Annotated in this window: 12 protein-coding genes; 5 read left to right on the forward strand and 7 right to left on the reverse strand. The window is 38.1% G+C overall.

The window, feature by feature from the left end; all coding sequences use genetic code 11:
- Positions 1 to 31: 31 nt before the first annotated feature.
- Together EO766_RS10435 and EO766_RS10440 are read right to left on the reverse strand one after the other, a co-directional pair.
- Positions 32 to 1,522, reverse strand: coding sequence for a SusD/RagB family nutrient-binding outer membrane lipoprotein (locus tag EO766_RS10435; protein WP_074420092.1), 1,491 nt, complete (start codon positions 1,520 to 1,522; stop codon positions 32 to 34).
- Positions 1,523 to 1,533: 11 nt separating this feature from the next.
- Positions 1,534 to 4,794, reverse strand: a complete 3,261-nt coding sequence (locus EO766_RS10440; RefSeq protein WP_074420091.1) for a SusC/RagA family TonB-linked outer membrane protein — start codon at positions 4,792 to 4,794, stop codon at positions 1,534 to 1,536.
- Positions 4,795 to 5,151: 357 nt separating this feature from the next.
- On the opposite strand from EO766_RS10440, the gene EO766_RS10445 reads away from it, so the two are divergent.
- From EO766_RS10445 to guaB, 5 genes are all read left to right on the forward strand, one after another.
- Positions 5,152 to 6,033, forward strand: a complete 882-nt coding sequence (locus tag EO766_RS10445) for a bifunctional 5,10-methylenetetrahydrofolate dehydrogenase/5,10-methenyltetrahydrofolate cyclohydrolase (protein ID WP_074420090.1) — start codon at positions 5,152 to 5,154, stop codon at positions 6,031 to 6,033.
- Positions 6,034 to 6,079: 46 nt separating this feature from the next.
- On the forward strand, positions 6,080 to 6,715 hold the full coding sequence (locus tag EO766_RS10450) for a 7-carboxy-7-deazaguanine synthase QueE (RefSeq protein WP_287101000.1): 636 nt from the start codon (positions 6,080 to 6,082) through the stop codon (positions 6,713 to 6,715).
- A gap of 134 nt (positions 6,716 to 6,849) precedes the next feature.
- The gene (locus EO766_RS10455) at positions 6,850 to 8,760 is read left to right on the forward strand and encodes an OmpA family protein (protein WP_074420088.1); all 1,911 of its coding nucleotides are present in this window, start codon (positions 6,850 to 6,852) and stop codon (positions 8,758 to 8,760) included.
- 60 nt (positions 8,761 to 8,820) lie between these two features.
- Positions 8,821 to 9,918, forward strand: a complete 1,098-nt coding sequence (gene dprA / locus EO766_RS10460; protein WP_074420087.1) for a DNA-processing protein DprA — start codon at positions 8,821 to 8,823, stop codon at positions 9,916 to 9,918.
- 72 nt (positions 9,919 to 9,990) lie between these two features.
- Positions 9,991 to 11,487, forward strand: a complete 1,497-nt coding sequence (gene guaB / locus EO766_RS10465; RefSeq protein WP_074418524.1) for an IMP dehydrogenase — start codon at positions 9,991 to 9,993, stop codon at positions 11,485 to 11,487.
- A gap of 123 nt (positions 11,488 to 11,610) precedes the next feature.
- Here guaB and EO766_RS10470 read toward each other — a convergent pair whose 3' ends face one another.
- The 5 genes from EO766_RS10470 to EO766_RS10490 form a co-directional block, all read right to left on the reverse strand.
- Positions 11,611 to 12,003 carry a group III truncated hemoglobin gene (locus tag EO766_RS10470; protein WP_074418523.1) on the reverse strand — a complete coding sequence of 131 codons (393 nt, stop codon included), beginning with the start codon at positions 12,001 to 12,003 and terminating at the stop codon, positions 11,611 to 11,613.
- Positions 12,004 to 12,085: 82 nt separating this feature from the next.
- The gene (locus tag EO766_RS10475) at positions 12,086 to 12,853 is read right to left on the reverse strand and encodes an ABC transporter permease subunit (RefSeq protein ID WP_074419657.1); all 768 of its coding nucleotides are present in this window, start codon (positions 12,851 to 12,853) and stop codon (positions 12,086 to 12,088) included.
- Positions 12,854 to 12,886: 33 nt separating this feature from the next.
- Entirely contained in the window at positions 12,887 to 13,597 is a 711-nt protein-coding gene (locus EO766_RS10480) for an ABC transporter ATP-binding protein (protein WP_074420086.1), read from the reverse strand.
- Positions 13,594 to 14,835, reverse strand: coding sequence for a nitrous oxide reductase family maturation protein NosD (locus EO766_RS10485; RefSeq protein WP_074418520.1), 1,242 nt, complete (start codon positions 14,833 to 14,835; stop codon positions 13,594 to 13,596). The genes EO766_RS10480 and EO766_RS10485 overlap by 4 nt, the downstream gene beginning before the upstream one ends.
- A 55-nt stretch (positions 14,836 to 14,890) precedes the next feature.
- Positions 14,891 to 15,925: a nitrous oxide reductase accessory protein NosL gene (locus EO766_RS10490; protein ID WP_074420085.1), complete on the reverse strand. Its 1,035-nt coding sequence runs from the start codon at positions 15,923 to 15,925 to the stop codon at positions 14,891 to 14,893.
- Positions 15,926 to 15,987 lie beyond the last annotated feature (62 nt).

Below are 15,987 nucleotides of genomic sequence, written 5' to 3' on the forward strand. Positions count from 1 at the left end.
TTGAAGTATTTAATACACAACAAACAAATGTTTATTGCATCCAGAATAATTTAATGGTAACATCATCGCCACCCATTGCACTTATAGCTGCCGTATAGCTGGGGCCATTGGCTGTTGCTTCATTGGCAGGATAAGTATAACGCCATGGAAATGCAGACTGCGGATTACCCGGAACTGCCATTGCAGGGTAATACAATCTGCGGATGGATGTCCAGGCATCAAAACCTCTCATATAATAAGCAATGTATTGCTGTAATCCAATGGCTTGTTTCCAATGAACAGAAGAAGTATTGGTTCCGGTACTACCAATAGCGCCGGCACCCAATCCGCCCGGTGCTGTAGCATAAGCAACGGAAGGCTGTGCCAAATAAGTAGCAGCATCGGCTGCAGAACCACCCCATGCTTCAATAGAAGCGGTAACACCATTGTTATAAAAAGTTGCAGCACTGCCTGCAATAAAATTTCTTTCAACAGCCTCTGCATGCAGGAAAGAAATTTCTGCATAATCTAATAATACAGAGGGAGCAGCAGGATCTACAATTGTGCCGGTTAAAGGGCTGAAATAGGGATTGGAAAAGTTGTTCCATGTATTGGTTACACCAACGGTACCGCCTACATCACTACCACTATACTGGTTGGTATAATAGGCAGAACGGCGAGGGTCATTTAATGCCACCATTGGGCTCAGTAACGTTTTGGTAATCACATAATCCTTTCTGTTGCTTTGTATCAGGTTTACCCAAACCGGATTCGCATTGGGTGTAATACCAGTATATACAAATACTGCATTATCGGCATTAGATTGGAATACACCGCCGGCAATGGCTTCATTTACTTTGGTTTTAGCCGTTGCAGGGTCAGAATCTGCAATCAGCATCGCCATTTTTAATTTTAGAGAGTTGGCAAAGGTTTTCCATTTAGCCACATTGCCACCATATATTAAATCGGCAGTACCAAAACTAGGTGCACTGGTATTTAATCCATTAATACAGGTATCCAACCTTTTTAATAAATCGTAATAAACGGTTTTAGCATCATCATAAGCCGGGAAAGGATATTTGTTGATATTATTGGCCTGTGTGTAAGGTATATTACCAAATGTATTTACCAAATAATAATACGTATACACTTCCATAATGTCGGTAATTTCCAGCTCGTTTTTAACAACAGCCGGATCAGTAACATCAGTAGGAATTAACAGTTTGGCTTGTTGAAAATTATTCAATGCACCTACATACAGGTTATTCCAAAAGTTTTGTGGAATATTTCTGTTTCCCAAATTGTAGTTACTCTCATCGGTATAAGTAGCTTCTGTCCAGTATTGAGCTACCAATTGAAAAATATTCGAGTTTACATTAGGTGTAGTAATGTAATCCACCAAATTTTTCTGTCCGTTGGTAAACAACGCATAAGAAGGAGCAGAAGAGGGATTCTTGGTATCGATATTCAGATTGATCATGTTTTTTTGACAGGATGCCAACGCAAATACCGATAGGACGCTATAAAATATTAATTTTTTCATAATACCTGATTTTAGAATTTGAATTTAACATTGAAGCCGATATTGCGTACAGCAGGATATGAACCACTCTGATAGCCTTGTGCATTGCCTGCACCCAAACCATCTTCAGGATCGGCATAAGGAACATTTTTGCTGATAATCCATAAATTTCTTCCCACAATAGCAAAATCAATTCCTTTAATGGGCTTCATTTTTTCAACAGCTTTTTGAGGTAATGAATAAGAAATATTCAGTTCTCTTAATTTAACAAAGCTGGCATCATAAACAAAGGCTCTGGCAGGATTTCGGTAGTATCCATATAATCCATACCCATTTCCACTATTATCAACCCTTTTTGTATTGGGTTTACCATCGGCAGTTACTCCTTTTAAAATAATACCACCACCGTTGGCTAAGGAATTACGGGAAGGATTACCCAAATCGTTTAAGCCTGCAGTTATATCATAGAGGCCGGTTGCAAAACCATAATAGGTATCTAATGAGAATACACTACCCCCTTGGCGCATATCAATCAGGAAACTTAAGGTAAATGATTTGTAATGGAAGCTGTTGTTGATACCACCGGTCCAATTAGGTGTAGCATTACCAATAATATCAGTTGTTTTATTATCCTTTAAATAATAACCATTGCTACCAACGGTTCTTTGTCCGTTGGTATACACAAAGTCATTTCCCTGAATGGTTCCGAAAGGCTGACCTACGGTTGCATTTACAGAAACTCCGCCCTGATAGGATTGTAATACCTGGTTTTTCTGGTTATTGAAGAGAGACAATACTTTGTTATTGATTTTGCTCCAGTTTACATTGATATCCCATGAAAAATTACGTGTTCTGATGGGGGTACCATTGATGGACAATTCAATACCATTGTTTTGAATGGAACCAAAATTTACATACTGACTCAAATAGCCAGTTGCACCAGAAGTATTAACCTGTGTAATTAAATCGAAGGTTTTAGAAGTGAAATAAGTGAAATCAAAACCTAACCGATTTTTAAAGAACGCCATTTCCAAACCGGTTTCAAAACTTTTGGTTCTTTCCGGTTTTAAATTGGGGTTGTTATTGACTGTAGGTAGCGATACCAATGCATTTCCGTTAAACGGAGAGTTAATAGTGTATGTATTCAATACACTATGATAAGGGGCATCATTACCCACTTCCGCATAGTTTAAACGAACCTTACCAAATGATAACCATGGCGCATTGTCAATCATTTTATAAAATGCCCAGCTACCGGAAATGGCCGGATATGTATAGGCATTGTTACCGGCAGGTAAAGTAGAAGATTGGTCGCGACGAACTGTACCATCTAAAGTCAACATATCTTTATAGGTTAATGTTGCACCGGCAAATACACCCCCTACTTCTTTTTCCAACAATGCCTCTACAGGCGCATTAATAGGGTTTACTGAGTTAGATAAAGCATAGAAGTTCGGCAGATTTAAACCGCCGTTGGTAGATGCAAAAATGCTGGAATAAGTATCCTGCCTTAAGTTGGCACCCACCAATGCCTTAAAGTTAAAGTTGGTAGATAAATCTTTATTGTAAGTAGCTAAGAAATCGTAGTTAATTTCTTTGTAGTTGATGTTGTTTCTGGAATAGAAAGGCACATTTACTGAACCAATGGCATCTCTTTCTTCCTGTAAAGAATTATAAGTATCCATGGAAACCCTGCCCAATAAAGTAATGCTCTTAGAAGGTGTATAGTTGATATAAGCATTACCAAATACACGTTGCCGGCTATCTTGTTCATAATTCTGATAGCGCACAAAGTATACATTATCCCAATATATAGGGTTAGTATTGCCATTTACAGGGTCGGTCATATTCCAGGTAACATTTTTACCACCTGAATTAAAGTAAGCGGCTTTTTGTTGCTTAATATCCACATTCATTTCCCACCACTGTCTAAAATTAGACATGATGTTGTTTGAAGTGTAACCTGTACCATACCTGCCCAACCCACTGATTTCAGAATAGTTGATGGTACCGCCCACGGTTAAATCTTTGGTTAAGTTATGGGTTGCACCAAAATTGAACATGTTTTTGGTAATGTTACTATTGGGCAAAATACCATTATCGCTGGTACGGGTATAGCCTAATTTAAAAGAACCGTTTTCACCACCCCCATCAATATATACACTGGTATTGTAAGATACCGGATTTACAAAAAAGGTAGAAGGGTCATTCTTGGCAGCTACCCATGGTGTTGGTTTACCATAATTCGGATTGCCGGGGTAATTGGCAAATGCATCCCATTGGTATACCAATAAATTGGGATTAAATTTCGCACCATAAGAGGCATCTTCAGTTGTGGGCACGATCAGTTGTGGAGAATTCTGACCAAACTGCGGCAAAGGTGCATATAAAAAGTTCCCATCGGGTGAACCATAACCGTAAGGGTATGCACCACCAATTTCAGGACCTGAACCATAGTTAGCGCCATATTCGTGTTGGTATTTCACAAAAGTGCTTTTATCGTAAGAACCTACATTAACACCCGCATTTACGGTAACACCCAAGCCTCTTTTGGCTTTTTTTGTGGTAATTAAAATAACACCATTGGCTGCTCTGGAGCCATATAAGGCAGAAGCTGCAGCACCTTTTAATACCGAGATAGAGGCAATATCATCGGGGTTTAAATCGGCGGCATTGCTACCGTAATCATAACCACCCCGTCCGGCTCTTTGACCGCCGGAAGCAGAAGATGTATTATCAAAAGGAACACCATCTACGACAAATAAAGCCTGATTAGATTGAGAGATAGATTTAATACCTCTTAACACCACATTGGTAGAGGCACCTAAAGCAGTGGGTTGTGTAATTTGCAAACCGGCAACTTTACCGGATAAGCCATCCACAAAGTTAGAATTACGAGTTTTGCTTACCTCATCGCCGCCTACTTCCTGGGCAGCATAAGGGAGTGCATTTCTACTCCGTCTAATACCCATTGCGGTTACTACTACTTCATCTAATTGAGAACTTTGACGTGCCAATGTAACGGCCACATCGGTTTCATTGCCTAATTTAACTTCTTTTGTTCCAAAATTTACGGCTGAAATGACAAGCACATCGCCTGCTTTGGCTTCAATTTTAAAATTACCCTGCGCATCGGCTGCCGTTGCGGCATTGCCTTTTTTAACGCGGACAGTAGCCCCATCAACAGGCTTTCCGTCACCATCCAAAATGCGTCCTTTTACCAAATGTGTCTGCGCAAACAGAGTTGACACACCCAACAAAAGCACCACAGCTAATGATAGCAATTTTCTCATGTGTTTCGTTTTAATTTTCTAAAATTTGTTAATGACTTGTTATACCCTCAAAAATGCCATTAAGCATTTGTTAAATTATAACAATGGTCAAATATAAGGACAGAATACATTCAAAAATGCTGCAAAGAGAGATTAGAATTTGATTAAAATATTTTTCTACATAGTAATCTGTTTTTCCAAAAAAGTAAATATTTTTTCAACAAATCATTCATTTTCAATTATTTATCAAATTAAATTTTTCAAATTAAATACAAATAAATATTGAAAAAATAAATACAAACATTGGTTTGTTTTCTTGTTTTTTTGAAAAGCGATTTTTCGTTTTTATACGCAATTATTTAAAATTACCTTTGCCGCATGATAGTATTAGACGGGAAAATTGCGGCACAGGCCGTAAAAGACAAACTGAAAGCGCAGGTTGCAAACTTTACAGCAAATGGGCATCGCCCTCCGAAACTGGCAGCAATTTTAGTAGGCAGCAATGGCGCCAGCGAAACTTATGTAGCTAGCAAGGTAAAAAATTGTGCAGAAACAGGCTTTGAATCGTTACTCATTCGTCTCGATGCATCAGTTGATGAAGCAACCTTATTACAAACCATTGAAAAGTTGAACCATGACCATACAGTAGATGGCATTTTGGTGCAATTACCTCTCCCCAAACATATTAGCGAACAAAAAGTAATTGAAACCATTCATCCTGCTAAAGATGTAGATGGTTTTCACCCGGTTAATGCAGGTAAGTTAGTACAGGGATTACCCGGTTTTATACCAGCCACCCCATATGGCATTATGCTGTTGTTAGAACATTTTCATATACAAACCAAAGGCAAACATGCAGTTGTGATGGGGCGCAGCAATATTGTAGGGCGCCCTATGAGTATTTTACTCAGCAGTAATATTCCTTATGGCAATTGCACTGTAACCATTGCCCATTCACAAACACAAAATTTGAAAGCCATTTGTTTGCAGGCCGATATTTTGGTAGCTGCACTTGGCAAACCCGAATTTGTTACTGCCGATATGGTAAAATCCGGTGCCATTGTAATTGATGTAGGTATTACCAGAGTGGAAGATGCTACTGCAAAAAAAGGTTTTCGTATTAAAGGCGATGTTGCCTTTAATGAAGTAGCACCTAAAACAACCGCCATTACACCGGTACCCGGGGGTGTTGGATTAATGACCATTGCAGGCTTATTAACCAATACCCTGCAAGCTTATTTAAACAATGTAACAGCATAAAAAAAAGTACTTATTCAAAAAATTATTATTTAATAAAGTAACTCAATTGCAACAAACAATGCAACAATTGCCGGTTATGGAAAGTTTTTATACCCTTCAGGGAGAAGGGTATTACCAGGGGCATGCCGCTTATTTTATTCGTTTGGGCGGTTGTGATGTGGGTTGTGTTTGGTGCGATGTAAAGGAAAGTTGGGATGCCGCCAAACATCCGCTATACACCATTGATGCCATTGTGCAAAAAGCAGTAGAAGAGGTAACCAAGCAGGCTGGCGCCGTACATAATGCGCTTTGTGTTGTAACCGGTGGTGAACCTTTATTACATCCTTTAGATGCACTAACTACTGCATTGCAAAATGTCGGTTTTGTAACCAATATTGAAACTTCAGGCTCATCGCCCCTAAGCGGCAACTGGAACTGGATATGCCTTTCACCCAAAAAATTCAAAGCACCCCTACCCGAAATTGTGTCTTTGGCCAGTGAGTTGAAAGTGGTGATTTTTAATCAGCATGATTTTAAATGGGCCGAAACCTATGCCCGGCAAACCAACCCCAATTGTAAACTATACCTACAGCCAGAATGGGATAAAGCTGCTACCGTTACACCCTTGATTATTGAATACATTCAACAACATCCCCAATGGGAACTTAGTCTGCAATTGCACAAATACATTCACGTTCCCTGATTTGAACAAGATAATTTCATAACATATCCGATCTTCCCTTTTCGTGAACAGAAAACCGCATCCGGATATCATATTGCACAATCTGTGTACGGTTTTTAGTATCTTTCATTTGCATAAAAAATACAAATATCCCAATGAAATTTTGCTTCCTCTATATTACCTGCCTACTTGCTGCTGAACTTCCTGCGCAAACATACCATCCTGCAAACAGCAGCCGTTCCATTCGTGAGGAATACAATAAAGCCATGCAATATTTAAACGATGGATATGTTAAAGATGCCATTCCTGTTTTACACAAAGTATTGGAAAAAGATTCTACCTTTTTAGATGCCTGGCTTTCATTGGCTGGTGTATATGGCGAATTAAAAAATTATCCATTGGCTATACAATACTATGAAAAAGTAAAAAATGCAGATAGTGTTTACTTTCTTCCCTACAATCTGCCCTACTCTATTAATTTAGCGGGTTTAGGCCGTTTTAATGATGCAGCCAATGCTATTGATGCATTTCTGGCCATTCCAGATTTAAATGAACGAAGCCGAAAAAGCGGCCTTTATCGGCAACAATGTTATGCATTTGCCATTCAATATGCAAAGGAACATCCAATGAATAACGTAACCGCCTTTGCCCCGAAGAATTTAGGCGACAGTGTTAACTCACCGCAATCAGAATATTACCCTACCTTAACCATTGATGACAGCCTGCTCATATTTACACGAAGAGGCGATGGCGTTTCTGAAAACTTTTATCAAAGCGTAATGCGCAATAAAAAATTTTCAAAAGCCGAATTAGTAAAAGGTGATATTAATATTGAACCTTACAAAGGCGCCATTACCGTTTCAGCAAATGGCGACTGGCTTATTTTTGCAGGTAATTTTAAAAATGGCTTTGGCAATTTTGATCTGTATATTTCTTACTGGACACCACAAGGCTGGAGTGAACCCGAGAACCTTGGCCCCAATGTAAACTCGGAATATTGGGATAGTTCACCGGCATTGAGTCCCGATAATCATATTTTATACTTCAGCAGTAATCGCCCCGGTGGTTATGGAGGAAGAGATTTGTACCAATGTATTCGCCAACCCAATGGACAATGGGGACCGGCTACCAACATGGGTCCGGCCATTAACTCTGCCGGTGATGATGCTTACCCATATATTCATGCCGATAATCAAACTTTTTACTATACCAGCGATGGTTTACCCGGCTATGGGGGTACCGATTTATTTATCATGCGTAAAGATAGTACCGGACACTGGGGCAAACCCAAAAATGCAGGCTACCCCATCAATACGATTGAAAACGAAGGAAGCATCACCATCAATTCGTTAGGCACCACCGGTTATTTTGCCAGCGACAGAAGCGATAGCCGTGGCGGATTGGATTTATATTCGTTCACCATTTCTCCTCATATTAAACCCTTAAAAACCCTGTTTGTAAAAGGTGCAGTATTAGATGCGGTTACGCAAAAAGGCATTCCCTGTTCTATTGAACTGATAGATAACCATAGCGGCAAACCGGCCATGCAAATAAAAGTGGATGAATTGGGCAAATACTTTGTACCGCTTCCGGTAGGCCGCAATTATACTTTCGTAGTGAACAGAAAAGGTTATTTACTGTACAGCGAATTGTTTAACATGCAACAACACCATGCAGATAGCACCTATCAAAAAAATATTTCATTGCAACCCATTACCAAAAATGCCGGCTTCACCTTCAAAAACATTCAGTTCAACATCAACTCTTACGAGTTGTTACCACAAGATGCCATTGAATTGAATAAAGTGATTGATTTTTTAAACGACAATCTATCGGTTGCCATTGAAGTGCAAGGGTATACCGACAATACCGGTAAAGAAACCGATAATATTACGCTTTCAACCTTACGAGCCAAGGCAGTTGCCAATTATTTGGCCATACATGGAATTGATTACAGAAGATTGTCGTACAAAGGTTATGGTTCAGCCAATCCTATTGCCGACAATACCACTGAAGCAGGCAGAATGAAAAACCGGAGAACCACATTTATTATTACCGGCATGTAATTATACTCAATCATTTAGTAAAAAGAAATTATATTAGTTATTCAAAACAATATTGCTTTTATGTTAGATGAACTGGTTTATGAAATTGCCTTAACACAGGTACAGGGCATTGGGGCTGTGCAGGGCAAACAATTGATAGAGCATTTTGGCAATGCACAACAGGTTTTCAAATCATCAAAAAAAGAATTGGCACATGTTGAAGGAATTGGCGAAATAAGAGCAAAAGCAATTAAAGGCTTTAAAGATTTTGAGCAGGCAAACCAGGAAATTGAATTTTGCCAAAAACACCATATTCAAATATTAACCTTGTGGAACCCTGCCTATCCGCAGCGTTTAATGCATTGCTATGATGCGCCATCTGTATTATTTTACAGAGGCAACGCCGATTTAAATCACAGCAAAGTCATTAGCATCATTGGTACCCGCCTGCATACCGAATACGGAAAAAATATAACAGAACAAATTGTGGCTGAACTGCAACCGTATCAGGTATTAATTACCAGTGGATTAGCATTTGGTATTGATAGTATTGCACATCGTGCAGCACTGCAACAGCAATTGCCCACCGTTGGTGTGCTGGCACATGGTTTAAGTTCAATCTATCCAAAACAACACAAATCATTGGCAAAAGAAATGTTGCAGCTGGGCGGTTTACTAACTGAGTTTGGCTGTACAGTAATTGCAGATAAACACAACTTTCCCAAACGAAACCGTATTGTTGCAGGCATGAGTGATGCCACTATTGTTATAGAAACTGCAACTAAAGGCGGCAGTATGATCACCGCGGAACTGGCCTACACTTACAATCGGGATGTATTTGCAGTACCGGGAAAAATAACTGATAATAAAAGCAGTGGCTGCCTAAAATTAATTCAACAAAACAAAGCCATTATTTTTACAAGTGCCGCACAATTGCTGGATGAATTGGGTTGGCAAACCAAAAAAATAAAAGCACCCGCACAAAGAAGTTTATTTATTGATTTAACGGAGGAAGAAAAAATTTTAGTAAGCCTTCTACAGCAAAAAGATACGCTACCCATTGATGCGTTATACCTGCATAGTGGCTTAAGCAGTAGCAGTGTTGCAGCAGCCATACTCAATTTAGAATTACAAAATGTCATTACAGCATTACCGGGGAAAATGTATCGTTTAAATTAATCATACCATACTCTCCTATATTTTTATCCATTCAAATTTGTATCGTAATAGCATGGTACCCTATCTTTGCACATGGCAACACAAAAAAACTCCGGCAATTCCGTCCCGGCTTCCCGCCTGTTTGGCGAAGGTTTAACTTTCGATGATGTTTTATTAATGCCTGCATACAGCCAGGTACTACCTCGTGAAGTTGATATTTCCAGTCATTTAACCAAAGAAATTATACTCAATGTACCTATGCTTTCCGCAGCAATGGATACAGTTACAGAAGCTAATTTAGCTATTGCACTGGCTCGTGAAGGCGGATTGGGCATTCTACACAAAAACATGAGTATAGAAAAGCAGGCTGAACAGGTACGCAAGGTAAAACGCAGTGAAAGCGGGATGATTATTGACCCGGTTACATTGCTGGTAGATGCCACCATTGGCGATGCCTTAAAGCTAATGAAAGAAAATAAAATTGGAGGTATTCCTATCGTAAATAATCAGCAAAAATTAGTGGGTATATTAACGAACCGTGATTTGCGTTTTGAAAAAGACAACACCAGAAAGGTTGCAGAAGTAATGACCAAAGAAAATCTGATTACCGCACCGGAAGGAACCGATCTAAAAAAAGCTGCTACTATTTTACGCAACTATAAAATTGAAAAATTACCCGTTGTAAACAAACTGGGGAAATTAGTTGGCTTAATTACGTACCGCGATATATTGCAATTAACCAATAACCCCAATGCAGTGAAAGACGGCTATGGCAGATTGCTGGTTGGGGCCGCTTTAGGCATTACCAAAGATGTATTGGAACGTGCAGAGGCATTAATACTGGTGGGCGTTGACGTAGTTACATTAGACAGTGCACATGGACATAGCAAAGGTGTAATTGAAGCGTTAAAAAGTCTTCGTAAAAATTTTAAACATTTACAAATTATTGCAGGCAATGTTGGTACCGCCGAAGGTGCCGAAGCATTAGCCGATGCCGGCGCCGATTGTGTAAAAGTAGGAATTGGGCCCGGCTCTATTTGCACAACAAGAATTGTAGCCGGAGCAGGTGTGCCACAATTAACCGCCATTATGGAAGTAAGCCGGGCACTAAAAGCAAAGGGTATACCGTGTATTGCCGATGGAGGCATTCGTTATACCGGCGATATGGTAAAAGCACTGGCTGCCGGTGCCAATACAGTGATGATGGGCAGTGTATTTGCAGGTGTGGAAGAAAGCCCTGGCGATACCATTATATACGAAGGCCGTAAATTTAAAGAATACCGAGGTATGGGCAGTCTTGCTGCCATGAGCCAGGGCAGCGGCGACCGCTATTTTCAGGATGTGGAAGATGATATTAAAAAATTTGTTCCCGAAGGCATTGAAGGGAGAGTGGCTTATAAAGGCAATCTAAGTGAAATTGTTTACCAGTTTGTAGGTGGTTTAAGAGCAGGAATGGGTTATTGCGGCGCAGCCAATATTAAGGCCTTACAAAATGCCACTTTCATCAAAATTACCAATGCCGGTATGAAGGAAAGCCATGCACACGATATTGATATTACCAAGGAAGCACCCAACTATAGCAGAAAATAATTGTATGTACCCGGCTAATGGTACTACTATAATGCTTCTGTTGCGTCGCACACTTGTACTGCAACAATACAACGCATCAAAGCCTCTTTAAAAAAGGGGCTTTCTTATTTAAAATATTTTTTGTTAGTTTTCATGAACACCTGTCTGGTCATCTAATTTCAGCTTCATTACAACGGCAATGTTATAGGCTCTTTGCTTGGCTAATTCGGCTTTCTCACCTTCAAACAAACTATCTGTAACTGAAAAAAATAAATCAAGCCAACGTTTAAAATGTTTGTTTTCAATCATTTTTTTTTGATGAATTTTTCTATGCTTTTGCAATGGGTTTCCTAAATAACCACCGGTATAAAACAAAGCATTTTCCCAAAATAAATATTGGCGTTCCAAATGTTTCTGCCATTGTGCTTCCAATAAAGCAGCAAAATAGGGCCACAACAGGGCATCCTTTTTTACTGCTGCATAAAAAGTATTGACCAGCAGTTCAATATCATTTCTATTTTCAATATCTTTTTTCATGAAAAAATATCAGTAACAATACAATTAATGATTTGTTTTGCTATTCAAAATTTCGGTGCATATTTTCCCGGCAACTTCCATTTTATAAATCCTTTCGCTTAAATTTTCTTAAAGAAAAACCAATCGGCAATACTATCCACAAAAGCATCACCAGTAAAGTGGATATAATACCTGTTGTAGTTCCAAAAAAATTCTGAAAAATAGCACCGGTGTAACCCATTAGCGCCGAAATATCCATTTTGAGAAGAATTAATATTCTGCCCATATCCACCGGATTCAAAGCGCTTAAAACCAACATTAAGTTTTCTAAAGGATAATCGGAAAATTGAAATAAAATAAATAAAATCAACCCATCAAATAATAAAGAGAAATACAACCACAATAATACTGCAATACCAATACCCTTGGCTTTATCGCGGGTATGCACCGCAGCCAATAAAGCAATGGCCACAAATATGGTAGTTAACAATAAACCCACCCCTACCAATATTAAACCGGTAGCAGTAAAAGAGTAAAGTAAAACCGGTATACCAATACCTATAAAAAATGCAAGTGTTAATGCCAGTGCTATACCACTGAATAAACTTAACCAGATATGTTTTCGTTGTAATGGCTGACTAACCAATAACTCTACAAATTCAGCACTATTGTAAATATAAATGGTTGAGAAAATAATACACACCAACGGTACCACTATTAATACAATATTCAATAAACTCAACAAGCCTTTGGTTGTATTGTCTTCTAAATTAAAAACACTCATACCAATAGCCAGTAAAAAAATAGTATAAGCAATCACTATTTTATTACGCAGAATATCTGCAATAACATATTTTATAATTTTTATCATGGTTAAATGGTTCTTTCAATCATTAAATATTCCTTATTTATTTTTCATAATAAAAGCAATGGCTCTTGACAATTTTGTTTCACCAGTATCTTTTTGTAGATTTTGCAAAGATTTGTGAAACAACAAGTTCCCATCCTGCATGTAAATAACCTGTGTAACCAAATCATCCAACTCACTTAAAATATGAGAAGTAATGATGATTAATTTGCCGCGCTCTTTTTCTTTTACAATTTTTTCTTTCAATATTTCAGAAGCTATGGGGTCTAAACCGGCAGTAGGCTCATCCAGAATTAACACATCCGGATTAAATAAAAAAGCCAGTGCAGCACTAACCCTTTGTGTGGTTCCCCCTGAAAGGGTACGCATCCGTTTCTCCATGATGCCAGGTAATCCAAATGAGTGTAACAGTTCTTCATCTAATGGCTCGTGCTGTTCTGCTTTACGTATATCTTTCATCATGGTAAATACATGTCGGATGGTCATATTTTCCGGATATCGACCAATTTGCGGCATATAGCCAATATGTCTGCGGTATTGCCAATTGTGTAAAATGTTTAGTCCGTTAAATGTTATAAAACCACTATCAGGAACTACCATACCCAATATGCTTTTTACTAAAGTAGTTTTACCACTGCCATTTGGGCCAATTAATGCAATGCATTCGCCTTTATTACAGTTTACCGATACATTGCTTAATACCGTAAGCCTGCCGAATTTTTTAGTAACATTGGTTGCAATAATCATAATCGTAAAGGTTTCATATATGGAAATTTGTCCACTAAATTTTCAGGCGTTAAACTGGGTAAAATTTTCTCTGTTTTATCGAAAAGTGTGGCCATAAAACTTCTAAACAAAATCATTGCCGTAGGATTTTCAGCAACAATCATTGAAAACATACTTACCGGATGATAGGGAACATCGCCAACACCATCTTTATTCAAATCGTACCCTTCATATTTATCCCAATAATTTTTGTTAAAAGTATTTTCAACCAACGAGCCATTGGTAGCAATGTCGAAACTGTTGGCTAAAAAATTATTATGCTTAATGGTATTTTGAATACTGTTAGCCTGAATTTTAACAGCCCATCCATTTTTTATGAATGTATTTTTTTCAACCAACACACGGGTGGCACCTTCAAAAAAAATAGCAGTGGTATTCCTTAGAAAAGTGTTTCCGGAAATATGGCTATCGGTAATTTCTTTTAAAAAAATACCATAACAGCCATCGCCCCAATTATCTTCAAATACATTATTAAACATCTTAACACCATGTGTAAACATTACAGAAACACCGGCACTATTATTTTGAAATATATTGGCGATATAGGCATCATTGTGCGAAAACATAAAATGCAACCCGTATCTCGAATTTTTGATTGACCGATTTTTCCAAATCAGCGAATTGGTTACAAACTCAAAATAAATACCATCACGATGGCCGGTTACCGCATTACCAATAATGCTTAAGCTGTCACATTTCCAGCAATGAATACCGTTGCCACTTTGCTGATCGGTTTTAGCATAAGCAGTTAAACGATTATTTTTTATGGTACAATTAGTAGCACCCTGTAAATAAATCCCAAAAAAAGTATCTTCTAATACATTGTTTTCAATATTAATATTTTTTACATCGTAAATTTTAATACCTGCAATATCAATAAGGCTGGATGTGCCGGAGTGTATTAATTTAAATCCTTTTATGGTTACCCCATTAGCCCTTACTGAAATCATCTGGTATGTATGTTCTCCATCAATAACCGGATAATTTTTGCCCAATAAAACAAGCGACTTTTCGATAATAATATTTTTTTCTTTATAAATACCCGGAGCCACCCAAACAGTATCGCCATTTTTTGCTGCGGTTACAGCCTGTTGTATACTAACATATGCATGGCCCTTGCCAACATAAATGATTGCAGCATGAATGGGGATACAATACACACACCACATGAAGCCTATGCACAATAAAAAAGATTTCATGTTTTATAAAATATTACAAAAAAATTCAGGTAACATGCTTTGGCCTTTCTATATTTCAAGGTTTGGGAATAGCTATCATTTCATTCCATTCCATTACAGTACCTGTATATTTTTCAAGGGCCTGTTTAGCATCAGCAACATTGTTGAAGGCAGCAATATCCCCATTCATGGGGCTATGCAATTGATCACTTTTAATTAAAACAGTATTTTCAGCAGGAATGAGTTGATGGCCATTTTCAAAATTTACAAAATAAATTTTCCCATTTTCGGTTTCGGCGGTATGATCATGTATAAAAGTAACAATACAATGCACATCATCAAACTTATATATCTTTCCTTTTCGGGTAATTAATTCAGCACCAAAGCGATTATCGCTGTAGGGCATTTTACAATAACTGCACATATCCGTTCCAACAACTAATGGAGTAGGTTTTGTATTGCAAGAAAAAAATAAAAAAGCCATTGTAGCAACCATAGTGGTAGCGGGCTGACGAAGAGTTTTAGCTATTTTTTTTACATCCATCCATTCTTTAATATTAACACCCAACAACAATAAACCCACGCCTACAAAAAGCCATCCGCCCAAGTCGGGAATTGAATACGCACCAAAATTCAGCAACTGTTTAAACCCAATGAATGGTGGTTGATAAGCCATACCCGGCACAATAATCGGCGCTTCCGGATTGAGGTTGTGGCCATAATTGTATTCCCATCTCCAAAAATCAAACATCGCAACAATGCCAAATAATACAAATAAAACAATCAATGTTTGCACCATCCATCTTTTTCCAAAAAAAGCAGCAATAAAAAACAAAACAGCAAAACCAACTATAATACCCGGCAGCATAGAAAATTCAAAAAAATCTTCAGTCCGTAAATGTTTCATTCCAATATAATGGTTTAAACCATTAATGATATCAAGATTACCGCCCAAATGATTGGGATAAATAAACATACTTAATCCTTCCGGATATTGTGGTGCCGATAAATCGATACGCCACATGGGCACTTTTACTATGATTAATAATGCAATACCGCCTATTGTCAGAAGAATACGACTAATTTTTGAGATATGGAAATGATTGGCCATGATAAAAAATTTAAAGAAATAAACTACCGGAATCGTGATATATTCCGGTAGTTGGCTTTAGA

The sequence above is a fragment of the Hydrotalea sp. AMD genome (assembly GCF_004100315.1).
GTDB lineage: Bacteria > Bacteroidota > Bacteroidia > Chitinophagales > Chitinophagaceae > Hydrotalea > Hydrotalea flava.

Excerpts from the sequence above, each read along its gene's own strand:
- EO766_RS10435 (WP_074420092.1), bottom strand. The coding sequence starts at position 1,522 with ATGAAAAAATTAATATTTTATAGCGTCCTATCGGTATTTGCGTTGGCA.
- EO766_RS10440 (WP_074420091.1), bottom strand. The coding sequence starts at position 4,794 with ATGAGAAAATTGCTATCATTAGCTGTGGTGCTTTTGTTGGGTGTGTCA.
- EO766_RS10445 (WP_074420090.1), top strand. The coding sequence starts at position 5,152 with ATGATAGTATTAGACGGGAAAATTGCGGCACAGGCCGTAAAAGACAAA.
- EO766_RS10455 (WP_074420088.1), top strand. The coding sequence starts at position 6,850 with ATGAAATTTTGCTTCCTCTATATTACCTGCCTACTTGCTGCTGAACTT.
- dprA (WP_074420087.1), top strand. The coding sequence starts at position 8,821 with ATGTTAGATGAACTGGTTTATGAAATTGCCTTAACACAGGTACAGGGC.
- guaB (WP_074418524.1), top strand. The coding sequence starts at position 9,991 with ATGGCAACACAAAAAAACTCCGGCAATTCCGTCCCGGCTTCCCGCCTG.
- EO766_RS10470 (WP_074418523.1), bottom strand. The coding sequence starts at position 12,003 with ATGAAAAAAGATATTGAAAATAGAAATGATATTGAACTGCTGGTCAAT.
- EO766_RS10475 (WP_074419657.1), bottom strand. The coding sequence starts at position 12,853 with ATGATAAAAATTATAAAATATGTTATTGCAGATATTCTGCGTAATAAA.
- EO766_RS10480 (WP_074420086.1), bottom strand. The coding sequence starts at position 13,597 with ATGATTATTGCAACCAATGTTACTAAAAAATTCGGCAGGCTTACGGTA.
- EO766_RS10485 (WP_074418520.1), bottom strand. The coding sequence starts at position 14,835 with ATGAAATCTTTTTTATTGTGCATAGGCTTCATGTGGTGTGTGTATTGT.
- EO766_RS10490 (WP_074420085.1), bottom strand. The coding sequence starts at position 15,925 with ATGGCCAATCATTTCCATATCTCAAAAATTAGTCGTATTCTTCTGACA.